We start from the raw sequence: 17,767 nt of genomic DNA, 5'->3' as shown, positions 1-17,767 counted from the left end.
CCTATTTTTTAATATTAAATAATAATTGACCGATAAGATTCTCAAGAATAATAGCCTCTTGAGTTTTTGTAATCGTATCACCTTCACGTAAGTAGGGATGATCTTTACTGTCTTCATCTTCAAAACCAGGCACGATACTGATATAATTCGAACCGAGCAAGCCTTCGGTCAAAATTCGTGCAGAGGCATCCTCATAAGGAATCTTTTTATCGCTTCTTAAGTTCATCGTAACCTTTGCATTAAGCTCCCCTGGTTGTAATTCAATACGACTCACTTCACCAATCCGAACTCCAGCTATTGTGACGGGCGCACGCACTTTTAATCCACCTATATCAGTAAAATCTGCTGTCACTTGATAGCCTTTATGGGACATGAAATCAGAAATGTTACTGACCTTCATTACCATTACGAATAAAGCCAATAGGCCTAGCAACATGAATATGCCCACACTTAAATCTACGTAACGTTGCTTATTCATTTACCAATCTCCAATCATCATTGCAGTCAACATAAAATCGAGCCCTAAAACAGCCAGCGATGAATACACTACAGTCTTAGTCGTCGCCTGACTAATGCCCTCCGCTGTAGGCACACACTCAAAACCCTGGAATACCGCAATCCAGGTTGCTACAAAAGCAAAAACTATACTCTTGATAATTCCACTTAATATATCGATACGAAAATTAACTGCTGCCTGCATATTAGACCAAAAACTTCCATCATCGACACCTAGCCAATGTACTCCTATAAAATACCCGCCATAAATAGCTACAGCTGAAAAAATCAACGCCAGAACTGGTAGAGAAATAAAGCCTGCTATAAAGCGGGGATATATTACTCTCCCCAAAGGGTCGACTCCCATCATGTCCATACTGGACAATTGCTCTGTTGCTTTCATCAAACCTATTTCTGCTGTTAGAGCAGAACCAGCACGCCCCGCAAACAACAGAGCGCTAACAACTGGACCTAATTCTCTCGCAATACTTAAAGCCAATAATTGCCCTAACTGACTGGCCGCACCAAATTTTTGCAAGGTATTATAACCTTGTAGACCAACTACCATACCAATGAATAATGCGGAAACAACTATAATTAAGCAGGATAACACACCAACAAAGTAAAGTTGATGACGTAATAACGGCCATAATCTGGGAATATCAGGCCGTCTAAACAGCATGGTAAATAAGAATAATCCTGAACTACCGATGCGTTGCAAAATAGATGCACCACGATTACCAAGACGTGCGATTGTCTCAAGCATCTAACAAGTCCTCCGTATAGGGTCTTGCTGGGTAATGAAAGGGCACTACTCCATCTGCTTCCCCATGCATAAATTGCTTCACCTGAGGTTCCGAGGATTCAATCAATTCAACAGGAGTTCCTTGTCCTATAATTTTTCCACCAGCAATTAAATAAATATAATCTGCAATAGAGCATGTTTCTTCAACATCGTGTGACACGATAATAGTTGTGGTGTGTAACAACTCATTCAAGCGCTTTATCAGACGAACCAAAACGCCCATAGAAATTGGATCTTGTCCGGTAAACGGCTCATCATACATCATAAGCTGCGGATCAAGTGCTATAGTTCGTGCTAACGCTACCCGACGGGACATTCCACCAGAGAGCTCATCGGGCATCAAATGTGCCGCACCACGCAAACCAACCGCCTCAAGCTTCATTAAGACTATATCACGTAACATCGAGGGATTTAATTGGGTATGTTCTTTCAACGGGAAAGCAACGTTCTCAAATACCGAAAGATCGGTAAATAATGCACTACTCTGAAAAAGTAAACCCATATTACGTCTCGCCTCATAGAGAGCTTTGCGAGATAAATGGTGTACATTCTCACCTAACACATTTATTTGACCGGAATCAGGCGATAATTGAGCGCCAATTAATCTTAGTAAAGTCGTTTTTCCAGAACCACTAGGTCCCATGATGGCGGTAATCTTACCTTGTTTCACCACCATATCAATATCATTAAAAATGTAGCGGTCCCCTCTTGTAAAGATCAGATTTTTAATTTCGACCCAATTTTCAGGCATGCTCTCATTTCCACTTTAGCTCAGAATATAGAAGTATATACTGCTTCGCAAAAAAATGCGGTTTTTTAATTGCATTTGAATAAAAAAAAAATTTGGATCATAAAAAAATAAGGTTACATCAATCAAAAACATTATGTTAGAATGAAAAATACGCAAAAACAGATTAAACCAACCATGAATTTTTGCACACTTGGTCTAGCAGTGATTGAAACTGAAGCACAAGCTGTCTTTGAATTAACGCAACGAATCGATGAGCGATTTGAAAAAGCTTGCGAATTATTATTGGCCTGTAAAGGCCGAATTGTGGTGACTGGTATGGGTAAGTCCGGTCATATTGCCAATAAATTAGCTGCGACCTTTTCCAGCACAGGAAGCCCTGCTTTTTTTATGCATCCCGGAGAGGCAAGTCATGGTGATCTGGGCATGATCACACGCCAGGACACTGTAGTTGCCATTTCGCACTCTGGAAATACTCATGAAATTGTTACCCTGCTACCCTTGCTAAAACGGTTGGAAGTCCCACTTATCGCGCTGACAGGTAATGTTGAATCTACATTGGCTAAAACCGCTGATGTTAATTTAGACGTCAGTATTCAACAAGAAGCTTGTCCTCTTGGTCTTGCGCCAACAACGAGTACTACTGTTTCTCTAGTGATGGGAGATGCCCTTGCTATAGCACTCCTGCAAGCCAGAGGTTTTAGCGCTGAAGATTTTGCTTTATCACACCCAGGAGGCACTCTGGGCAAAAAACTCCTGCTTCGTATCGATGACTTATGTCATAAAGGAAGCCAACTTCCATTGTCGAATCAAAATGCAACGATTAGTGAAGCTTTAATTGAAGTCACGGATAAAAAACTTGGAATGACCTGCGTTATCGATAATCAGGGATATTTGCTCGGTGTTTATACCGATGGCGATGTACGCCGTACCTTAACGAGCCAATTTGACATCAATACGACACAAATTAAAGAAGTAATGACGCGGAATGCACAAACCATTCACCAAGGGATGCTTGCTGCAGAGGCTTTGGCTGTCATGCAAAAACACAGCATTACATCATTAGTAGTAATCGATGACAATAACAGGCCACACGCGGTGCTCCACCTACACGACTTATTAAGAGCTGGCGTTTTTTAACTAGAGAATATCAATGAATGAATTATTAGAAAAAGCAAAAAAAATTAAATGCCTTATCTGTGACGTGGATGGAGTGCTCACTGATGGACTGCTTTACATTGATAACCAGGGTAATGAATTAAAGGCTTTTCATGTGCAAGATGGCATGGGCTTAAAACTACTAATGGCAGCGGGCATTGAGGTGGCTGTGATTACCACAGCACGTAATGCGGTAATTGATCATCGAATGAAGCAATTAGGTATTACTCATTATTACAAAGGTCAGGTTGATAAACGAGATGCATACCAACAACTAAAAAAAACCTTGGGTTTTCTGGATGAACAATTTGCTTATATAGGTGATGACTTACCCGACTTACCCATTATTCAACAAGTGGGATTTGGAGTTACAGTAGCGAACGGTGTGCGTCAGGTTAAGGAGTTTGCTGATTGGCAAACAGAACAGATTGGTGGTCGTGGAGCAGTCCGTGAACTATGCGACTTAATTCTGGATGCACAAGATAAAGCGGATGTAGCCTTGAAAGGCTATCTGATACAATGAATACGGCAAAGCAATCAATTTGGTTGTTTTTAACCCTAGCTATTCTCGCTGCCTCCGGGTGGTATTATGTGAATTTGGAAACAGCCTCCAGGTTAGATAGTGAGACATTATCCTCTACCATCGATACAACCATTTCTCAGTTAACCGTGCGTCAATTCAATAGCGATGGTTTGTTAACAAACCTGCTGACCACGCCACTAATGCAACATATTCCCAAAGAAGATATCCATCTGCTCAAATCCCCTCATATTATCATTGTCCAAAAGGATCAACCTTCTTGGGAAATTCGCTCAATGAAAGCAAAATCTTTTAACGGTGGGGAGCGGATTAATTTTATTAAACACGTTGTTGTCCATCAAAATCCCGGTAATAAAACCCAAGAGAGCACGTTAAGGACCGAAGAAGTAGCTTATTTTCCTAAACTAAAAAAAGCAACAACTGATCTTTTTGTAACTTTTGAGCAACCTGGTAATATAGTAGAATCAACTGGAATGAATGCATACCTGGATGAGAAACGAGTAGAGTTACTCCATCAAGCTAGAGGAACTTATGCCCCAAACAAAGGTTAAGTACTGCTTCTTTTTGTTTTTTACGATGATTACAACGGTTGGAATTGCCCTCCCCTCTGATAAAAAACAAGTGATACATGTCGTATCAGACTCAGCAGATTTAAACCAATTAGACCATAAAGGTACTTACACAGGTCATGTAGAGTTTACCCAAGGAACAACAAACCTTCACGCCAGCAGCGCCATCACTCAAGGCAATATCAAAAATCAATTAACTTTAGCTATAGCTAATGGCACTGAAGGCAAGCAAGCCCACTATTGGGAGCAAACTGATCCCAATAAACCCCCTTTCCATGCTTATGCAGATACCATACGCTATTACCCTTTACGACACTTAATAGAATTGATTGGCAATGCACATGTTGAACAGGGGGCGAACTCCTTATCCGCAGCTAAAATATCATATGATACTCTTAAGCAGCATGTGATATCAGAAAGTGATGGGCAAACAAGAACGACTATTATTCTCTATCCTGAGAAAAAGCCATCATGAGCACATTAGAAGCCCGGAATTTAAAAAAATCATTCAAAGAACGGGCAGTAGTAAATGGAATTAGTATTAATATCAAAAGAGGGGAATGTGTTGGTTTATTAGGGCCAAATGGAGCTGGTAAAACCACCTGTTTTTACATGATTGTAGGCCTACAATCTTGTGATAAAGGACAAATTATTCTTAATAATAAAGACATTACCCAGGATGCAATGCATCAAAGAGCAAGATTAGGCATTAGTTACCTTCCTCAAGAAGCTTCAGTCTTTCGCAAACTCAGTGTAGCAGATAATATAATGGCTATTCTCGAACTAAGACAGGATTTAAATGAACAGGCTCGAGAAGAAAAACTGGATCTTTTACTCCAGGAATTTCATATTAGTCATCTTACAAAAAGCATGGGTATGGCCTTATCCGGAGGTGAAAGAAGACGCGTTGAAATTGCAAGGGCATTAGCTATAGAGCCCTCCTTTATTTTGCTTGATGAGCCTTTTGCCGGTGTAGATCCTATTTCAGTAATTGATATAAAAAGAATCATTCAACACTTATGTAGTAAAAACATTGGTGTTTTAATCACAGATCATAATGTTCGTGAAACCTTGGATATCTGTGAACGAGCCTATATAGTCAGTCAGGGAAAAATTCTATGCGAAGGAACTCCTGAACTCATTCTGGCCAATAAACAAGTCAGAGCAGTCTATTTGGGTGAGGATTTTACTTTATAGTAATTTATTTCGGTTAAAATTTATTTACGCTTCACAATCAGTTGCAAGAATTCTTAACAGACTGCGCTATGGGGTTAATAATGCTCTGCTTAGAGGAGTATAGATTGAATTTCATCTGTTATTTTAATCCATAAAATGCTATATTAAGGCCTTTTTTTATTCTAGTTGTATATCCATGATCGAAAGTATCATTAACGAATTTAATAACGATTTTGCTCATATTAAAGATTTATTAAAAGATAATAATTTAGCGCCAGCAGAAGAATTATTAGCACAAACAGCACAACATCTAAAATTATTTAAGGAGTTCTCAGGAAATTTTTTTAATCTTGAGCGTTATATAAAAGAACTGAATGAGTTAGTTGATCAGTTTACAGAAGTTTCCATGTCGGTTACTTTTGCATCAAGCTATAGACTAATCTACGCCTATAAAAATGCACTGGTTGACAATGATCAGACCGAAGCAGCCAACCTTTTGCCGCAAATAGAGTACAAAATACGGTTTATGAACCAGGCTTACTTAGATGCTATCAAGGCAGCTCGGAGCCAAACTTCTGCATTTATTAATTTTGAGAAAGATTTTTCCCAGCTCCTCGGGCATTTAGAGGAGGCTAAAAATCAAGATAAAGTGCTACAGGTATGTTCTAATATTGAAAAAGCACTGAATTTTAAAAAAACACAACAGCTTTTTTTCTATAATCCCCCCAAAAACGTAGAACAAACTATCGATGCTCATATATCTATGGGATTAAATTAGAGCCATGTTCAATAGCAAATTTCGGATCACCTGCTATTGATCATGCACTATAAATTTAATGCCTTCTTTGAGCTTATCTGATTTAAATTTAAACATATAATCTCATTCCAGCCTGTCTCTAACCCAGAATGAATAATTAAAAACCATACGACAATTCAAAATTAGGCTAATATGTTTAAATAGAGATCTTTCTAACTTCGTTTTAATATTGTGAAGGAACACTATAAGAATGCAAAATTTTAAATTTTACCGATTCGGAAAATTTATCTATAAGATGCGTTGGCCTGTTATAATAATATGGGTGCTTATTATTGTATCGTGCATTCCATTCTTACCCCACATCATTACCCCATTTAAAACAACTGGTTTTATTGATGAAAACTCATCCAGCGCTACTGCTGAAGAATACATTGACAAAGAGTTAGGTTATGATAATAAGAATAAGTTTCTGATTATTTATCATAGTCCCAAACTTTTAGCAAAAAATCCTCTCTTTCTAAAAAAAATAAAGCGATCATTAACTGAACTAAAAAACTTTCCGCTTAAACATGAAATCATCTTTCCAGACAAGAAAAAACAAATATCCAAAGACAAGCATACGGCTTATGTAGTTGTTATTATTAAAACCAATAAACCAATCCCAGATAAACTATTTGAGCAATTTAAAGCGTCTATAAAAACTCCATCAAACATGACCGTTCAGACCGGGGGGGAACAATTTTTTATAGAAAGCGTGACGAAACAAACACAGACTGATCTTTTCAAAGCAGATATTATCGCAGCTCCAGTAGCAATAATAACTATGCTTTTAGTTTTTGGATCTGTAATCGCAGCCTTCCTCCCTATTGTTCTGGGCGGGGGTTGCGCTTTAATAATCCTTACTGCGCTTTTTATGCTGGGCCATTTATTTACCCTGTCAATTTTTACTCTAAATATTGCCCTATTGTTAGGTCTTTGTCTGAGCCTGGATTATTCCTTATTTATAATAAGCCGTTTTCGCGATGAACTGGATAATGGATTAAATACTATCGAAGCAATAGCCATAACACAAGAACACGCTGGAAAAGCCATTTTCTTTAGTGGCTTGGCTGTTTTTGTAAGCCTTAGCGCTTTATTTTTATTTCCAATCAATATTCTATTTTCTGTTGCAGTCGGGGGGTTAATTGCTGTGTTTGTTGCCATGTTAATAGCGATTATATTGCTTCCGTCAATTCTTTGCGTTCTGGATAAAAAAATTAATTTATTATCCATAAGATCTCTTGGAAAGGATAAAAATAATCGCGCGGGTTCCTGGCATTGGATCGCTGAAAAAGTAGTCAATCGCCCTCTTCTGTTCTTTTTATCTGTTCTTATTTTTTTGTTACTGCTGGGATATCCATTTTTATCCGCAACATTTGGAGTTTCCGACTATAAGATTTTTCCCGAAAATTCGGAAGGTAGAGAGTTTTATGATACTTATTCTGAGAAATTCAATATTAATGAACTTACTCCCATCTTATTGGTAGTAAAATCAAAAAAAGGGCCTATTTTATCTAGAAAGAACCTATATGATTTATATAATTTAACCCAAAATTTGAAAAAAAATCCGCTAATTAAGAAAGTAGACAGTATAGTTACCACTAATCCTGATTTAACGAAAAAACAATATTACACTTTGTATCACACCCAACAAAGTCTGAACAAAGCTACTATTAAAAAACTATTATCTACAACAACCCATAAACAGGTAACAGTCCTATCAGTTGTCAGTAAATATCCCATGCACTCAGCCCAAACAGATCAGTTGATAACTGATTTGCATAAAATAAAAATGAGCCCAGGGTTAAGTATGCAGATAACAGGTAAACCAGTAAGTAATAAGGAGGTATTAGAACGTATTTATGAAATTCTTCCGTATGCAATTTTATGGATAATGGTCTTTAGCTACCTTATTCTGCTTCTGTTATTACGGTCCTTATTTTTACCATTTAAAGCAATTTTAATGAATTTACTAAGTCTCTGCGCCTGTTACGGTGCGCTGGTTTTGGTTTTTCAAGACGGCTACTTGTCTAATTTGTTCAATTTTCAGCCACAAGGCTTACTCGATATAAGTTTACTAGTGATAATTTTTTGTGCTTTGTTTGGTTTTTCCATGGATTATGAGGTTTTTTTACTCTCAAGGATTAAAGAATCATATGAGCTGAGTGGTGATAACAGGAACAGTATTATTTTTGGTATTGAAAAAAGCAGTCGTATTATTACCAGTGCTGCAATTATTGTGATTGTACTTTGCGGCTCATTTCTAGTGGCAGATGTGTTGATGGTGAAAGCTTTTGGTCTTGGTATTGCTGTCGCTATTTTTGTGGATGCATTCCTAATCCGTACCCTTTTAGTTCCAGCAACAATGTCGCTTTTAGAGAGTTGGAATTGGTACTTACCCAAATGGTTAGATAAAATTTTACCTAAATTTTAATTTACCTGTCATTCACTCACAATCCTCTAGTCTTAAATTGGAATTATCAAGAATTTATGTCCATACTCTTATATGCAAGAAATACAAGCTGCTGCATTACGTTCCCATTAAAAATTTCTAGTTCGATTAGTAAATAACGACACGAAGCTTTAAAAATTAAGAATAAAGGAGCGGAGGGTAGTGTGGAAATTCAAGATACGATACATACATTTTTTGAAGAGCATACGAGACAAAGGCCGGAACATATTGCTGCACTATTTGGTAAACAATCGCTAACCTATGATGAATTGAATAGAAAAGCAAATCAACTTGCTCATTATTTACTGACAATGAACATTCTACCTGACACGCCTGTTGCCTTTTGTATGGAGCGTTCTTTTGAATGCCTCATTACAATTCTAGCTATTTTAAAAGCAGGAGCTGCATACCTACCACTAGATTCCTATCACCCTGAGGAGCGCTTATTATATATTCTCAAAGACAGTAATACCCCCATTCTGATAACAAAATCCTGTTTGCAAGAGAAATTTATTCAATATCAAGGAAAATTGGTTTTACTGGATCAGTGCTGGCCTAAAATTTGTAATCAAAAAAACGAAAATCCTGAGCTTCCGATAAAACCAGAACAACTAGCCTATGTGATTTATACTTCTGGCTCAACTGGAATGCCCAAAGGGGTATTGATCGAACATAAATCAGTTGTTAATTATTGCCACTGGCTTGCTGACTTCTCAGATGTTCGTCCCAAACAACGCCTTGATTTCTCCTCTAATCACACTTTTGATATGGCAATAACCATTTCAATTGCACCACTCATGTTGGGCTTGACTATTATAATGTGTGATGATGAAGTTAAAAAAAATGTGCGACATTATCTTGAGTATCTTAAGCGATCCAGGGTTAATTTCATTAAATTAACCCCCAGTTATTTTAAGATATTATTACAAGAAGTAAAAAATAAATTCACTACTCTTCCTTATTTGAAAACAATTCTTTTAGGAGGAGAAAACTTATCTGCTGCGGATTGTAAATCCTGGCTTAAACTTTACCCCAACCATATCTTACATAATGAGTATGGTCCAACTGAAACAACCGTTGGTATTTCACAATATAAAATTTGTAATTCAAATACTTCTGAATTGGGGGTAAATGTACCTATTGGTAAAGCAGGGTATAACATCCATTGCCTCATTCTTGATGCCAACAATAATCCATTACCTGCAGAGGAAATAGGTGAGTTACATATAGGGGGTATGTGTCTGGCACGGGGATATTTGAATAAACCTGATTTGACCAAAAAACAATTTATTCACGATTTTTTTAGCAAAGAACAACATGCACGTTTATATAAAACAGGCGATCTCTGCCGACTCAGAAGGGATGGAGTACTCGAGTATTTTGGAAGGATCGACTCTCAGATCAAAATACGAGGATACAGAATAGAACCTGGGGAAATTGAAGGATGCCTGGCAAAGCATGAAGCCATTGAGGCTGCGAAAGTTCTTGCTCAGAAAAATTCGTTAAATGAAAACTCTTTGATAGCATACTATATTCCTAAACAAACAAATGACATTCCGGATGTTCTGCAATTACGCAAATATCTAAAGAAATACCTTCCAGAATATATGCTTCCAGTTGCATTTATCAGTATTAAATCGTTCCCACTGACATCTAATGGCAAATTGAATACCTTATTACTCCCAGCTCCACGACTGATTGCCAGCCAATCGTATCGAAAGCCTATAACTGATGTTGAGCAATCTCTTGCTGAAATCTGGTCGGCAGAATTAGGGATCCAAACAATAGGATTAGACGACAACTTTTTTGAATTAGGTGGGCATTCATTATCAGCTGCTCGCATTGTCTCTAAAATAAATCGTTTACAGGAAACAGATATTACTTTACGTGATTTTTATTATGCCACCAGCATTGGTAAGCTAAGCTTGATAATTTTAAAAACTCAAAAAAGAAAGAGATCCTGGCAAAAAAACAACCCGATCACCAATGTAACGGATATTCCTCTTAGCGATTTTCAGCTCCTGTTATGGATATCAGATACCTTTGAATCTAAAGCAAAAAAACTAAATATAACGATTAGAAAACGGTTAAAAGGCGGGCTGGATATAACCGCCCTGGAATCCGCTTTTCACGCTGTTTTAAAAAAACAGGAACTATTATTTTATCGTATTTTGAAGCTGCGTCCAATTCAGTTGCTGCAAAAAAATATTTCGTTTAAAGTTAAGCAGATCAATGTGGCATTATTAACAGAACCTGAAGCAGAGAAAAAACTTGAAGATTCAATGAATCAACTGATCAATTATTTTCCTTGGCCAAAAGATTCTCCATTACTAATGGCTAAATTATTTTATTTAAAAAATAATCGGATTGAATTACAAATCAGTATGCCACATATTGTTTGTGATGATTTCTCGCCTGAAATTTTGTTATCTGATTTATCTCAATTTTATCTGATCTATAAAAACCAACCAGATACTGAAGTAGTTAGCATCGAAAAACCTTATAAAGATTATATTTTCAACGAACAAAGCTATTTCCAAAAAAATTTAGATCGAGACATGGCTTTTTGGGATAAGTACTTAAAAAATGCTGGTTTATTCGTGTTTCCCGCTGTTAATGTAGTAAGAAACATGGACTCAAAAAATATATCCTATTCAACTTATACCAAAATAGCAGAATCCGAGTTAAATACATTTAAACAATTTTGTGCAAACACACATGTAAGCCTGAGCGATGGCTTATGTGCAGCAATTATATTAGCCTTGCAACGCTGTGCCCAAAAAGAGGACCTTCAACCTCCTTTTGTTTATATTAATATAGTAAAATCAACACGAAATAATGAGTTATATGATGAAACAATTGGATGCTTTCTCAGGCTTGAGCCAGTCAAAGTTGCATTAGATAGACAACAATCCACTTTAGAAACAATATCTAACCAGTTACACCAGTCTACAATTGATACAAGCCCCTATCAGCAATGTCCGGACCTCGTGAAACTTTCTGTAATTGGCACCTTTCAGCCAAAAAGAAAAATAATTAGAAGTTTTTTAATTAATGTGTTCACTTCAATTTATGCAACAGTATTCTCAATTCCAGAAATAAATCGAAAAATTTTTAAGCTCTGTATTCAGCGCCTGACTTCGTTTAAACGTAAGAATAATTTTCTTATTAATATCAACGTCAGTAGGAATTTTATTTCTGAAAAAAATAAGAGTCAATTTGATTTATTTGGATTAGATGAAGTGATATGGGTCCGCATGTCTGGAACAAAATTAAGGAAAAATAAGAGCTATTCATCCATCATTTATAGTTAAAAATTCACTCAAATTAACCTATTTAAACCTACTCAATACCGTATGAATAGTGATTGCTACTACGAATTGTCTTAGGTCATTTTACCACAACTCTATCAGAATGACTTATCCACAAGTCCACAGGTCAGGAGAGCTTCACTTTCTCGTATAGGCCTGTGGGCCTTGTGGGTAAGTCATGACGCTCTCATTTAGGGTTTATGGTCTTTTCCGGCCATAATACACCTCTGCGGGCGTTAAATAATTAAAGGACTGGTGAAGCCTTCGGTTATTATAATACTCAAAATACTCCGTTAAGGCCAGCTCAACCTCTTCAATTGTATCAAAATCATACCGGTAGATTTTTTCTTGCTTAACACTACGCCACAATCGCTCGATAAATATATTATCTAAATAACGTCCTCGCCCATCCATGCTGATAGAAATGTGGTGAGATTTTAGCGTATTTATCCAATCTTTTGAGGTAAATTGAGAACCCTGATCCGTGTTAAAGATCTCACAACGCGAATGCAGCAAAGCGTTTCTAAGCGCCTCAATACAAAATTCAGCCTCCATAGTAGGTGAAATAGCCCATCCAATCACATAACGACTATACCAGTCCATAATAGCTACTAAATACACATGCTTTCCTTTCATGCGGATGTAGGTGATATCTGCGGCCCAAACCTGATTTGGTTTGGTGATATCCACCTCTTTTAATAAATAAGGGAACACCTCATGCTCCTTATTGGGAACGCTTGTATTTGGCTTTGGGTAAACAGTCGATAACCCCATCATTTCCATCAACTTTTTTACTCGACGTTTACCAACAGGATAGCCTACTTCTTTTGACAGCCATCTTGCCCGCTTAATTTTACCTTCACATGGATACTGCAGATAGTGCTCATCAAGTAGCGCCATAAGCGCTTCATCTTCGACAGAAATGGGCTTGGCACTATAATAATAACTTGAAACAGGCAAGTCTAATAGCAAGCATTGTTCACGAATGGTGAGCTCGGCAAGAGGATCAATCATGACGCGCTTTTCATCCAGACTAAAGTTCATGCTTTTTTTTTAGCCAAGATAGCTGCGCTTGAAGTCGACCAATTTCTTGATATAATGCCTCAACAAGCTGCTCTTGGGACTTGGCTTCTTTTTCATTAGCCCCAGAGAATAAATCGTTAATGGCTTTGATGGCCGATTGCTTCCAAGTTTTTACCTGCGTTGCGTGAACACCGTATTCACTGGTAATTTGCGCTTGTGTGAGTTTCCCCTCAATCGCAGCTAGCGTTATTTTTGCCTTCTTGGCCGCCGTATAATAAGCTCGCTTTTTAGACATTTTATTCTCCTCTTTGTATTAAGAAGAATAGCTCTTAAAAAACCTTTTTTTGTGTCCAGAAAACCGCGCCTATATTAAAGTACCTGTTAATAATCATCACTATGATTTATTAAAAATAGATAATATTTTTGACGTTTGTTTTGTAAAGGATGAAAACGATAATTCTCATTACATGGTGATTTCAGCAAATTTGAGGCCCGAATACCGTGAATTAATTGCAAAAGAAGTGAGTGAAATCATTGCTTCTGCATCACTCCCTCCTCCTCAGGAAAACTTAATTAACAAAATTTACGAAAAAAATCATTATTTAACCAAAAATTTTTAACTTAGAGAATGGTTTTTTGGATCAGTTCTTATTAGTATATTGCCTTGGAAAGTAAAGTTAATCCAATAAAAATCTGATGCGGTTTCCAATATTACATTATTTGTATTTTGCAGGCTGTTTTATTTTCTGATACATTGTTTTTGTTCTCTTTTTTAAGTTTAACAAGGATCGAAAAAATGATAAAAAGAATTTTTGGTGTCTGTATGTATTTATTTAGCCTGTCCGTTTTTAGTTGTCCCGGTGCTTTACCTACTGATCACGTAAATTTTTGTGCCTCCTTTAGGACCGCAGCAACCTGCTATTGTACTTCTTCAGGTCTACCTGCTGGCATGTGTCAAGATATGACTGCACTTTATAATCGTCTAATAGGTGTATTTGGATCCTTACAAAAGGCTTGTGAATATCAGCGCTATACCACTACTCAAGACTGTATGGATAACTGGAATTGTTATCGTTTGGGAGGTATAGATTCTCACGGTAGATTATGTAGTTCTAACCAGCTGGCTTGTAGCTAAATTTAGAGTATTTATTTGGCTCTTCAAAAAAAGAAGGGCCAAAATTTAAAGAGTATTTAACTGTGATTAATAAAAAAACAAACTTATACCTGTTTTCACTAATATTTTTTTTGCCAATTTTTTGTCAAGCCAAGATAAGTAATCAATTTAAGCATCCATTTTATGTAGGCGCCTTAGGTGGTTTTGGCTCAACAACCTGGCAAGGATTAGTACCCAGTCAGGTAAATCGAAATCTGGCTATCAGCATGTCCACTCCGATAAATGCTCAGGAAGGAGGTCATGTTTGGGGACTTTTAGCCGGATATGAAATTAGCCCTTTCTTTGCACTTGAAGCAAGTTACATCCATTATCCTAGTGCCAATATCATATTTGAGCCCTTTAGTTTATTTAGTTTCAATTATGACGGACTGACAAAATTTTCTACTAACACCGAAGTGTTAAGTTTGATGGCCAAAGTAATGCTTATCATACCGAACACCCAAATGAGAATATATTCCAGTGCAGGAGCAGCTAATCTGCATCGTGAAGATATGATTGTTGACGATTGGCGTTTAAGTCCTGCATTTGGAGTTGGATTAAATTACCATATCGCAGAGAACTTGATGGGAGAACTTGGAGCTCACTATACTGCAGGTTATGGGGAGTCCCAACTTAACCCTGCTGACACCTACTTTCCTTTTCTTTATTCAGTAACTTTGCGTCTGGCCTACTGTTTTTAATTTTAGAGTAAATTTCTAAACCAGGGTCTACAGATTCAGGACATGCTCTGGTTTGTATTCCTCTAATAATTTTTTCATGATGTTTTAATCTTATGGCAAAGGGACTTGGTGTGAATTTTAATTTTGAAAAACTTGATATGGCCAGGTTTTAATAATACACATCAACTGCTTAAAACGTTCATGCCCCCTTAGGAAATTCAAGCCTTGAATTTTAATACGCTTTATAATTTGAACATATCTCCACCTCTTATGTTAGAATAACATCATGTTTAATCGTATCTTTAAGATTCAATTACTAAGTTATGCTGCTACTTATTGATAACTATGATTCATTTACTTATAACCTGGTTCAGTATTTTCAATGTTTAAACCAAGAGGTCCATGTTTTTAAAAACGACAAAATCAGTCTGAATAAAATAAGAAAACTTGCCCCTCAGTATATTGTAATCTCTCCAGGTCCCAAATCCCCCAGTGAAGCAGGTATTTCTCTTGCTGTTATTCGTGAATTTTATAAAAAAATACCTATCTTGGGCATCTGTCTTGGTCATCAATGTCTGGCAAAAGCGTTTGGAGGTCAGATTATACCAGCCTATGAAATTTTACATGGTAAAACATCAACAATAATTCATAACTACCAAGGAGTGTTTCATAATATTCCTAATGCATTTGAAGCAACCCGATATCATTCTCTGGCTGTTGATGTAGCCAGTTTGCCTACATGTTTTTCAATAGATGCATGGGCAAAAGAAACAATAATGGCAATTTCACATCGTCAATTTCCACTTTTTGGTCTACAATTTCATCCTGAAGCAATCCTAAGCCAACATGGTTTGCAACTATTAGAGAATTTCTTAAAATATGAAACCCAATCTCTTGTTTGAACAGCTCATTGCGAAAAACGACTTAACCTCAGATCAAATGCAAGAGGTGATTCATGCCTGCATGACTGGTCAATTAAATGATCTACAAATTGCAACTTTTTTAGCCTTAATGCGGATGAAAGGTGAAACAGTCAACGAACTGACTGCCGCGGCCAAAGTCATGCGGCAATTAGCTCACCCGGTAGAATTAGGTGCTAACCTAATTGATATTGTTGGTACCGGTGGTGATGGTAAAAACACCTTCAACGTATCTACCGCATGTAGTTTTGTAGTTGCAGCAACCGGATTCGCAGTTGCCAAACATGGAAATCGTTCAGTCTCAAGTAGCAGTGGGAGCGCTGATTTATTAGAACAGGCAGGATTTGTGCTTAAGCTTTCCGATGTGCAGATTCAAACCTGTATTAAGCAGTGTAATTTAGCTTTTTTATTCGCCCCACACTATCACCCGGCGATGCAACAGGTCCGAACAGCGCGTCAACAGTTAGGAATTAAAACTCTGTTCAATCTACTTGGGCCTTTGATCAATCCAGCCCAGGTAAAAAAACAAGTAGTAGGAGTATTCTCAACTAGTTGGCTTAAACCTTTAGCAACCGTACTTGCAAATTTAGGTAGCGAGCATGTTTTGGTAGTGAACTCCCAGGACGGACTGGATGAAATCAGTATTGCTGCTCCTACCAATATAGTGGAATACAGAAAAGGAATATTCAAAGAGTGGCTGCTGTTCCCTGAAGAATATGGCCTCAAACATCAATCTTTAGACTCAATCATTATCGAGTCGCCCCAGCAAAGTTTAGAATTAATCAATAAAGTGCTTGCAGGACATCCAGGAGCCGCACGCGATATAGTTCTGCTCAATTCAGCAGCGGCAATTTATTGTGCCCATGAGGAGCTTACTTTCGATTTAGCATTAGAACAAGCGAAAACCGCCATTGACAGCGGCAAAGCAGCACAGTGTTTTAATCAGCTCCGTCTTTTAACCCAAACTTTGATTAAAGACCCAAATCATGAATAGTATATTACACAAAATTACCCATCATAAGATGGAAGAAATTGCTCAAGCAAAAAAAGATAAACCTTTAAATTCACTTTTGAAGCAACCTCCAATAACACAACGTGACTTCATCACAGCCCTTCAATCCAATTCAAATCCTGCAATTATTGCGGAAATAAAAAAAGCCTCTCCTAGCAAGGGAATAATCCGAGATCATTTTGATGTAGCTCAAATTGCCACAGCTTACGCCCTAAATGGGGCACGTTGCTTGTCTGTACTTACAGATATCGAATTTTTTCAAGGACATCCTGATAATATACTCCTGGCAAAAAATCATTGCCCTCTTCCTGTACTTCGTAAAGACTTCGTCCTGGATCCATACCAAATTCATGAAAGTTTAGCCTTAGGAGCGGATTGTATTCTGCTTATTGTTGCTTTGTTAGACGATATACAATTATCTGACTTCTGTCAGCTGGCTCAAGAGCTAAAGATGGCTGTTCTAGTAGAAAGCCATACCAGAGAAGAATTAGATAGAGCATTACTCTTACCCACACCCCTTATAGGAATTAATAACCGTAGTCTTCATACTTTTAAAACAAACATCCAACTTAGTATTGATTTAAAGCACTACATTCCTGAAGATAAGATTGTTATAACTGAAAGTGGCATTAACACTCATCAAGATATAAAACTCATGCAAGCTCACGGCATCAATACTTTTCTCATAGGAGAAAGCTTGATGAGATCGAATAACATCGGTGCAACACTAAAAAATCTGATTAATGATCAGGTTTAACTTAAATTATCAGGTTCAGGGGCTTGACTAGGCTCAGGCTCTGGTGTGCCAGGATATGTCGGTTCTATTGGTTCAGGACGAGATGGATACTCATTAGGTTCATCCGGAATCTCATTAGGTTCGGGTATCTCACTGCTGTTCAAAATAATTCCTTTTTAATTAGAGGTGTAT

Annotated in this window: 20 protein-coding genes; 14 read left to right on the top strand and 6 right to left on the bottom strand. The window is 37.3% G+C overall.

From position 1 onward, the window contains the following. Position 1 precedes the first annotated feature (1 nt). Genes mlaD through HRS36_RS07140 form a run of 3 tightly spaced genes read right to left on the bottom strand, consistent with a single transcriptional unit; the run spans position 2 to position 2,051 of the window. Positions 2 to 478 carry an outer membrane lipid asymmetry maintenance protein MlaD gene (gene mlaD, locus HRS36_RS07150; RefSeq protein ID WP_173236768.1) on the bottom strand — a complete coding sequence of 159 codons (477 nt, stop codon included), beginning with the start codon at positions 476 to 478 and terminating at the stop codon, positions 2 to 4. After that, positions 479 to 1,261 (bottom strand): lipid asymmetry maintenance ABC transporter permease subunit MlaE, encoded by a 783-nt coding sequence (gene mlaE, locus HRS36_RS07145; protein ID WP_173236767.1) that lies wholly within the window; start codon positions 1,259 to 1,261, stop codon positions 479 to 481. After that, a complete protein-coding gene (locus HRS36_RS07140; RefSeq protein WP_173236766.1) occupies positions 1,254 to 2,051 on the bottom strand; it encodes an ATP-binding cassette domain-containing protein in 798 nt (265 codons plus the stop codon). The genes mlaE and HRS36_RS07140 overlap by 8 nt, the downstream gene beginning before the upstream one ends. A 174-nt stretch (positions 2,052 to 2,225) precedes the next feature. On the opposite strand from HRS36_RS07140, the gene HRS36_RS07135 reads away from it, so the two are divergent. From HRS36_RS07135 to HRS36_RS07100, 8 genes are all read left to right on the top strand, one after another. Further along, a complete protein-coding gene (locus HRS36_RS07135; protein WP_173236765.1) occupies positions 2,226 to 3,188 on the top strand; it encodes a KpsF/GutQ family sugar-phosphate isomerase in 963 nt (320 codons plus the stop codon). A gap of 13 nt (positions 3,189 to 3,201) precedes the next feature. Further along, complete coding sequence (gene kdsC / locus HRS36_RS07130) at positions 3,202 to 3,729, top strand: 3-deoxy-manno-octulosonate-8-phosphatase KdsC (RefSeq protein WP_173236764.1); 528 nt, start codon at positions 3,202 to 3,204, stop codon at positions 3,727 to 3,729. Next, entirely contained in the window at positions 3,726 to 4,298 is a 573-nt protein-coding gene (gene lptC, locus HRS36_RS07125) for an LPS export ABC transporter periplasmic protein LptC (protein ID WP_173236763.1), read from the top strand. The genes kdsC and lptC overlap by 4 nt, the downstream gene beginning before the upstream one ends. After that, positions 4,279 to 4,791, top strand: a complete 513-nt coding sequence (gene lptA, locus HRS36_RS07120) for a lipopolysaccharide transport periplasmic protein LptA (RefSeq protein ID WP_173236762.1) — start codon at positions 4,279 to 4,281, stop codon at positions 4,789 to 4,791. Before lptC ends, lptA begins: the two co-directional genes overlap by 20 nt. After that, positions 4,788 to 5,513, top strand: a complete 726-nt coding sequence (lptB, locus tag HRS36_RS07115) for an LPS export ABC transporter ATP-binding protein (RefSeq protein WP_173236761.1) — start codon at positions 4,788 to 4,790, stop codon at positions 5,511 to 5,513. The genes lptA and lptB overlap by 4 nt, the downstream gene beginning before the upstream one ends. Positions 5,514 to 5,688: 175 nt before the next feature. Continuing rightward, a complete protein-coding gene (locus HRS36_RS07110; RefSeq protein WP_173236760.1) occupies positions 5,689 to 6,270 on the top strand; it encodes a hypothetical protein in 582 nt (193 codons plus the stop codon). A gap of 229 nt (positions 6,271 to 6,499) precedes the next feature. Next, complete coding sequence (locus tag HRS36_RS07105) at positions 6,500 to 8,722, top strand: MMPL family transporter (RefSeq protein WP_173236759.1); 2,223 nt, start codon at positions 6,500 to 6,502, stop codon at positions 8,720 to 8,722. Positions 8,723 to 8,904: 182 nt separating this feature from the next. After that, positions 8,905 to 12,054 carry an amino acid adenylation domain-containing protein gene (locus HRS36_RS07100; protein ID WP_226905601.1) on the top strand — a complete coding sequence of 1,050 codons (3,150 nt, stop codon included), beginning with the start codon at positions 8,905 to 8,907 and terminating at the stop codon, positions 12,052 to 12,054. Between the two features lie 195 nt (positions 12,055 to 12,249). On the opposite strand, the gene HRS36_RS07095 is transcribed toward HRS36_RS07100, so the two are convergent. Together HRS36_RS07095 and HRS36_RS07090 are read right to left on the bottom strand one after the other, a co-directional pair. Next, positions 12,250 to 13,095, bottom strand: coding sequence for an IS3 family transposase (locus HRS36_RS07095; protein ID WP_173235473.1), 846 nt, complete (start codon positions 13,093 to 13,095; stop codon positions 12,250 to 12,252). Further along, on the bottom strand, positions 13,085 to 13,369 hold the full coding sequence (locus tag HRS36_RS07090; protein ID WP_173235475.1) for a transposase: 285 nt from the start codon (positions 13,367 to 13,369) through the stop codon (positions 13,085 to 13,087). Before HRS36_RS07090 ends, HRS36_RS07095 begins: the two co-directional genes overlap by 11 nt. A 49-nt stretch (positions 13,370 to 13,418) precedes the next feature. Here HRS36_RS07090 and HRS36_RS07085 point away from each other — a divergent pair, with 49 nt between their 5' ends. The 6 genes from HRS36_RS07085 (at position 13,419) to trpC (ending at position 17,596) form a co-directional block, all read left to right on the top strand. After that, entirely contained in the window at positions 13,419 to 13,694 is a 276-nt protein-coding gene (locus HRS36_RS07085) for a hypothetical protein (RefSeq protein ID WP_173236758.1), read from the top strand. Between the two features lie 176 nt (positions 13,695 to 13,870). After that, entirely contained in the window at positions 13,871 to 14,209 is a 339-nt protein-coding gene (locus tag HRS36_RS07080) for a hypothetical protein (protein ID WP_173236757.1), read from the top strand. Positions 14,210 to 14,271: 62 nt separating this feature from the next. Then, positions 14,272 to 14,928 carry an outer membrane beta-barrel protein gene (locus HRS36_RS07075; protein WP_173236756.1) on the top strand — a complete coding sequence of 219 codons (657 nt, stop codon included), beginning with the start codon at positions 14,272 to 14,274 and terminating at the stop codon, positions 14,926 to 14,928. 302 nt (positions 14,929 to 15,230) lie between these two features. Then, positions 15,231 to 15,809, top strand: coding sequence for an anthranilate synthase component II (locus HRS36_RS07070; RefSeq protein WP_173236755.1), 579 nt, complete (start codon positions 15,231 to 15,233; stop codon positions 15,807 to 15,809). After that, positions 15,787 to 16,821 carry an anthranilate phosphoribosyltransferase gene (gene trpD, locus HRS36_RS07065; RefSeq protein ID WP_173236754.1) on the top strand — a complete coding sequence of 345 codons (1,035 nt, stop codon included), beginning with the start codon at positions 15,787 to 15,789 and terminating at the stop codon, positions 16,819 to 16,821. Before HRS36_RS07070 ends, trpD begins: the two co-directional genes overlap by 23 nt. Then, on the top strand, positions 16,814 to 17,596 hold the full coding sequence (gene trpC, locus HRS36_RS07060; protein ID WP_173236753.1) for an indole-3-glycerol phosphate synthase TrpC: 783 nt from the start codon (positions 16,814 to 16,816) through the stop codon (positions 17,594 to 17,596). The genes trpD and trpC overlap by 8 nt, the downstream gene beginning before the upstream one ends. Here the strand turns inward: trpC and HRS36_RS07055 are convergent. Then, complete coding sequence (locus HRS36_RS07055; RefSeq protein WP_173236752.1) at positions 17,593 to 17,739, bottom strand: hypothetical protein; 147 nt, start codon at positions 17,737 to 17,739, stop codon at positions 17,593 to 17,595. The genes trpC and HRS36_RS07055 overlap by 4 nt on opposite strands. Positions 17,740 to 17,767: the final 28 nt, after the last annotated feature.

It is taken from the genome of Legionella antarctica, from assembly GCF_011764505.1.
In the GTDB taxonomy this organism is placed as follows: domain Bacteria; phylum Pseudomonadota; class Gammaproteobacteria; order Legionellales; family Legionellaceae; genus Legionella; species Legionella antarctica.
The sequence above is the reverse complement of the archived record's forward strand: the minus strand, read 5'-3'. Positions and strand labels throughout refer to the sequence as shown.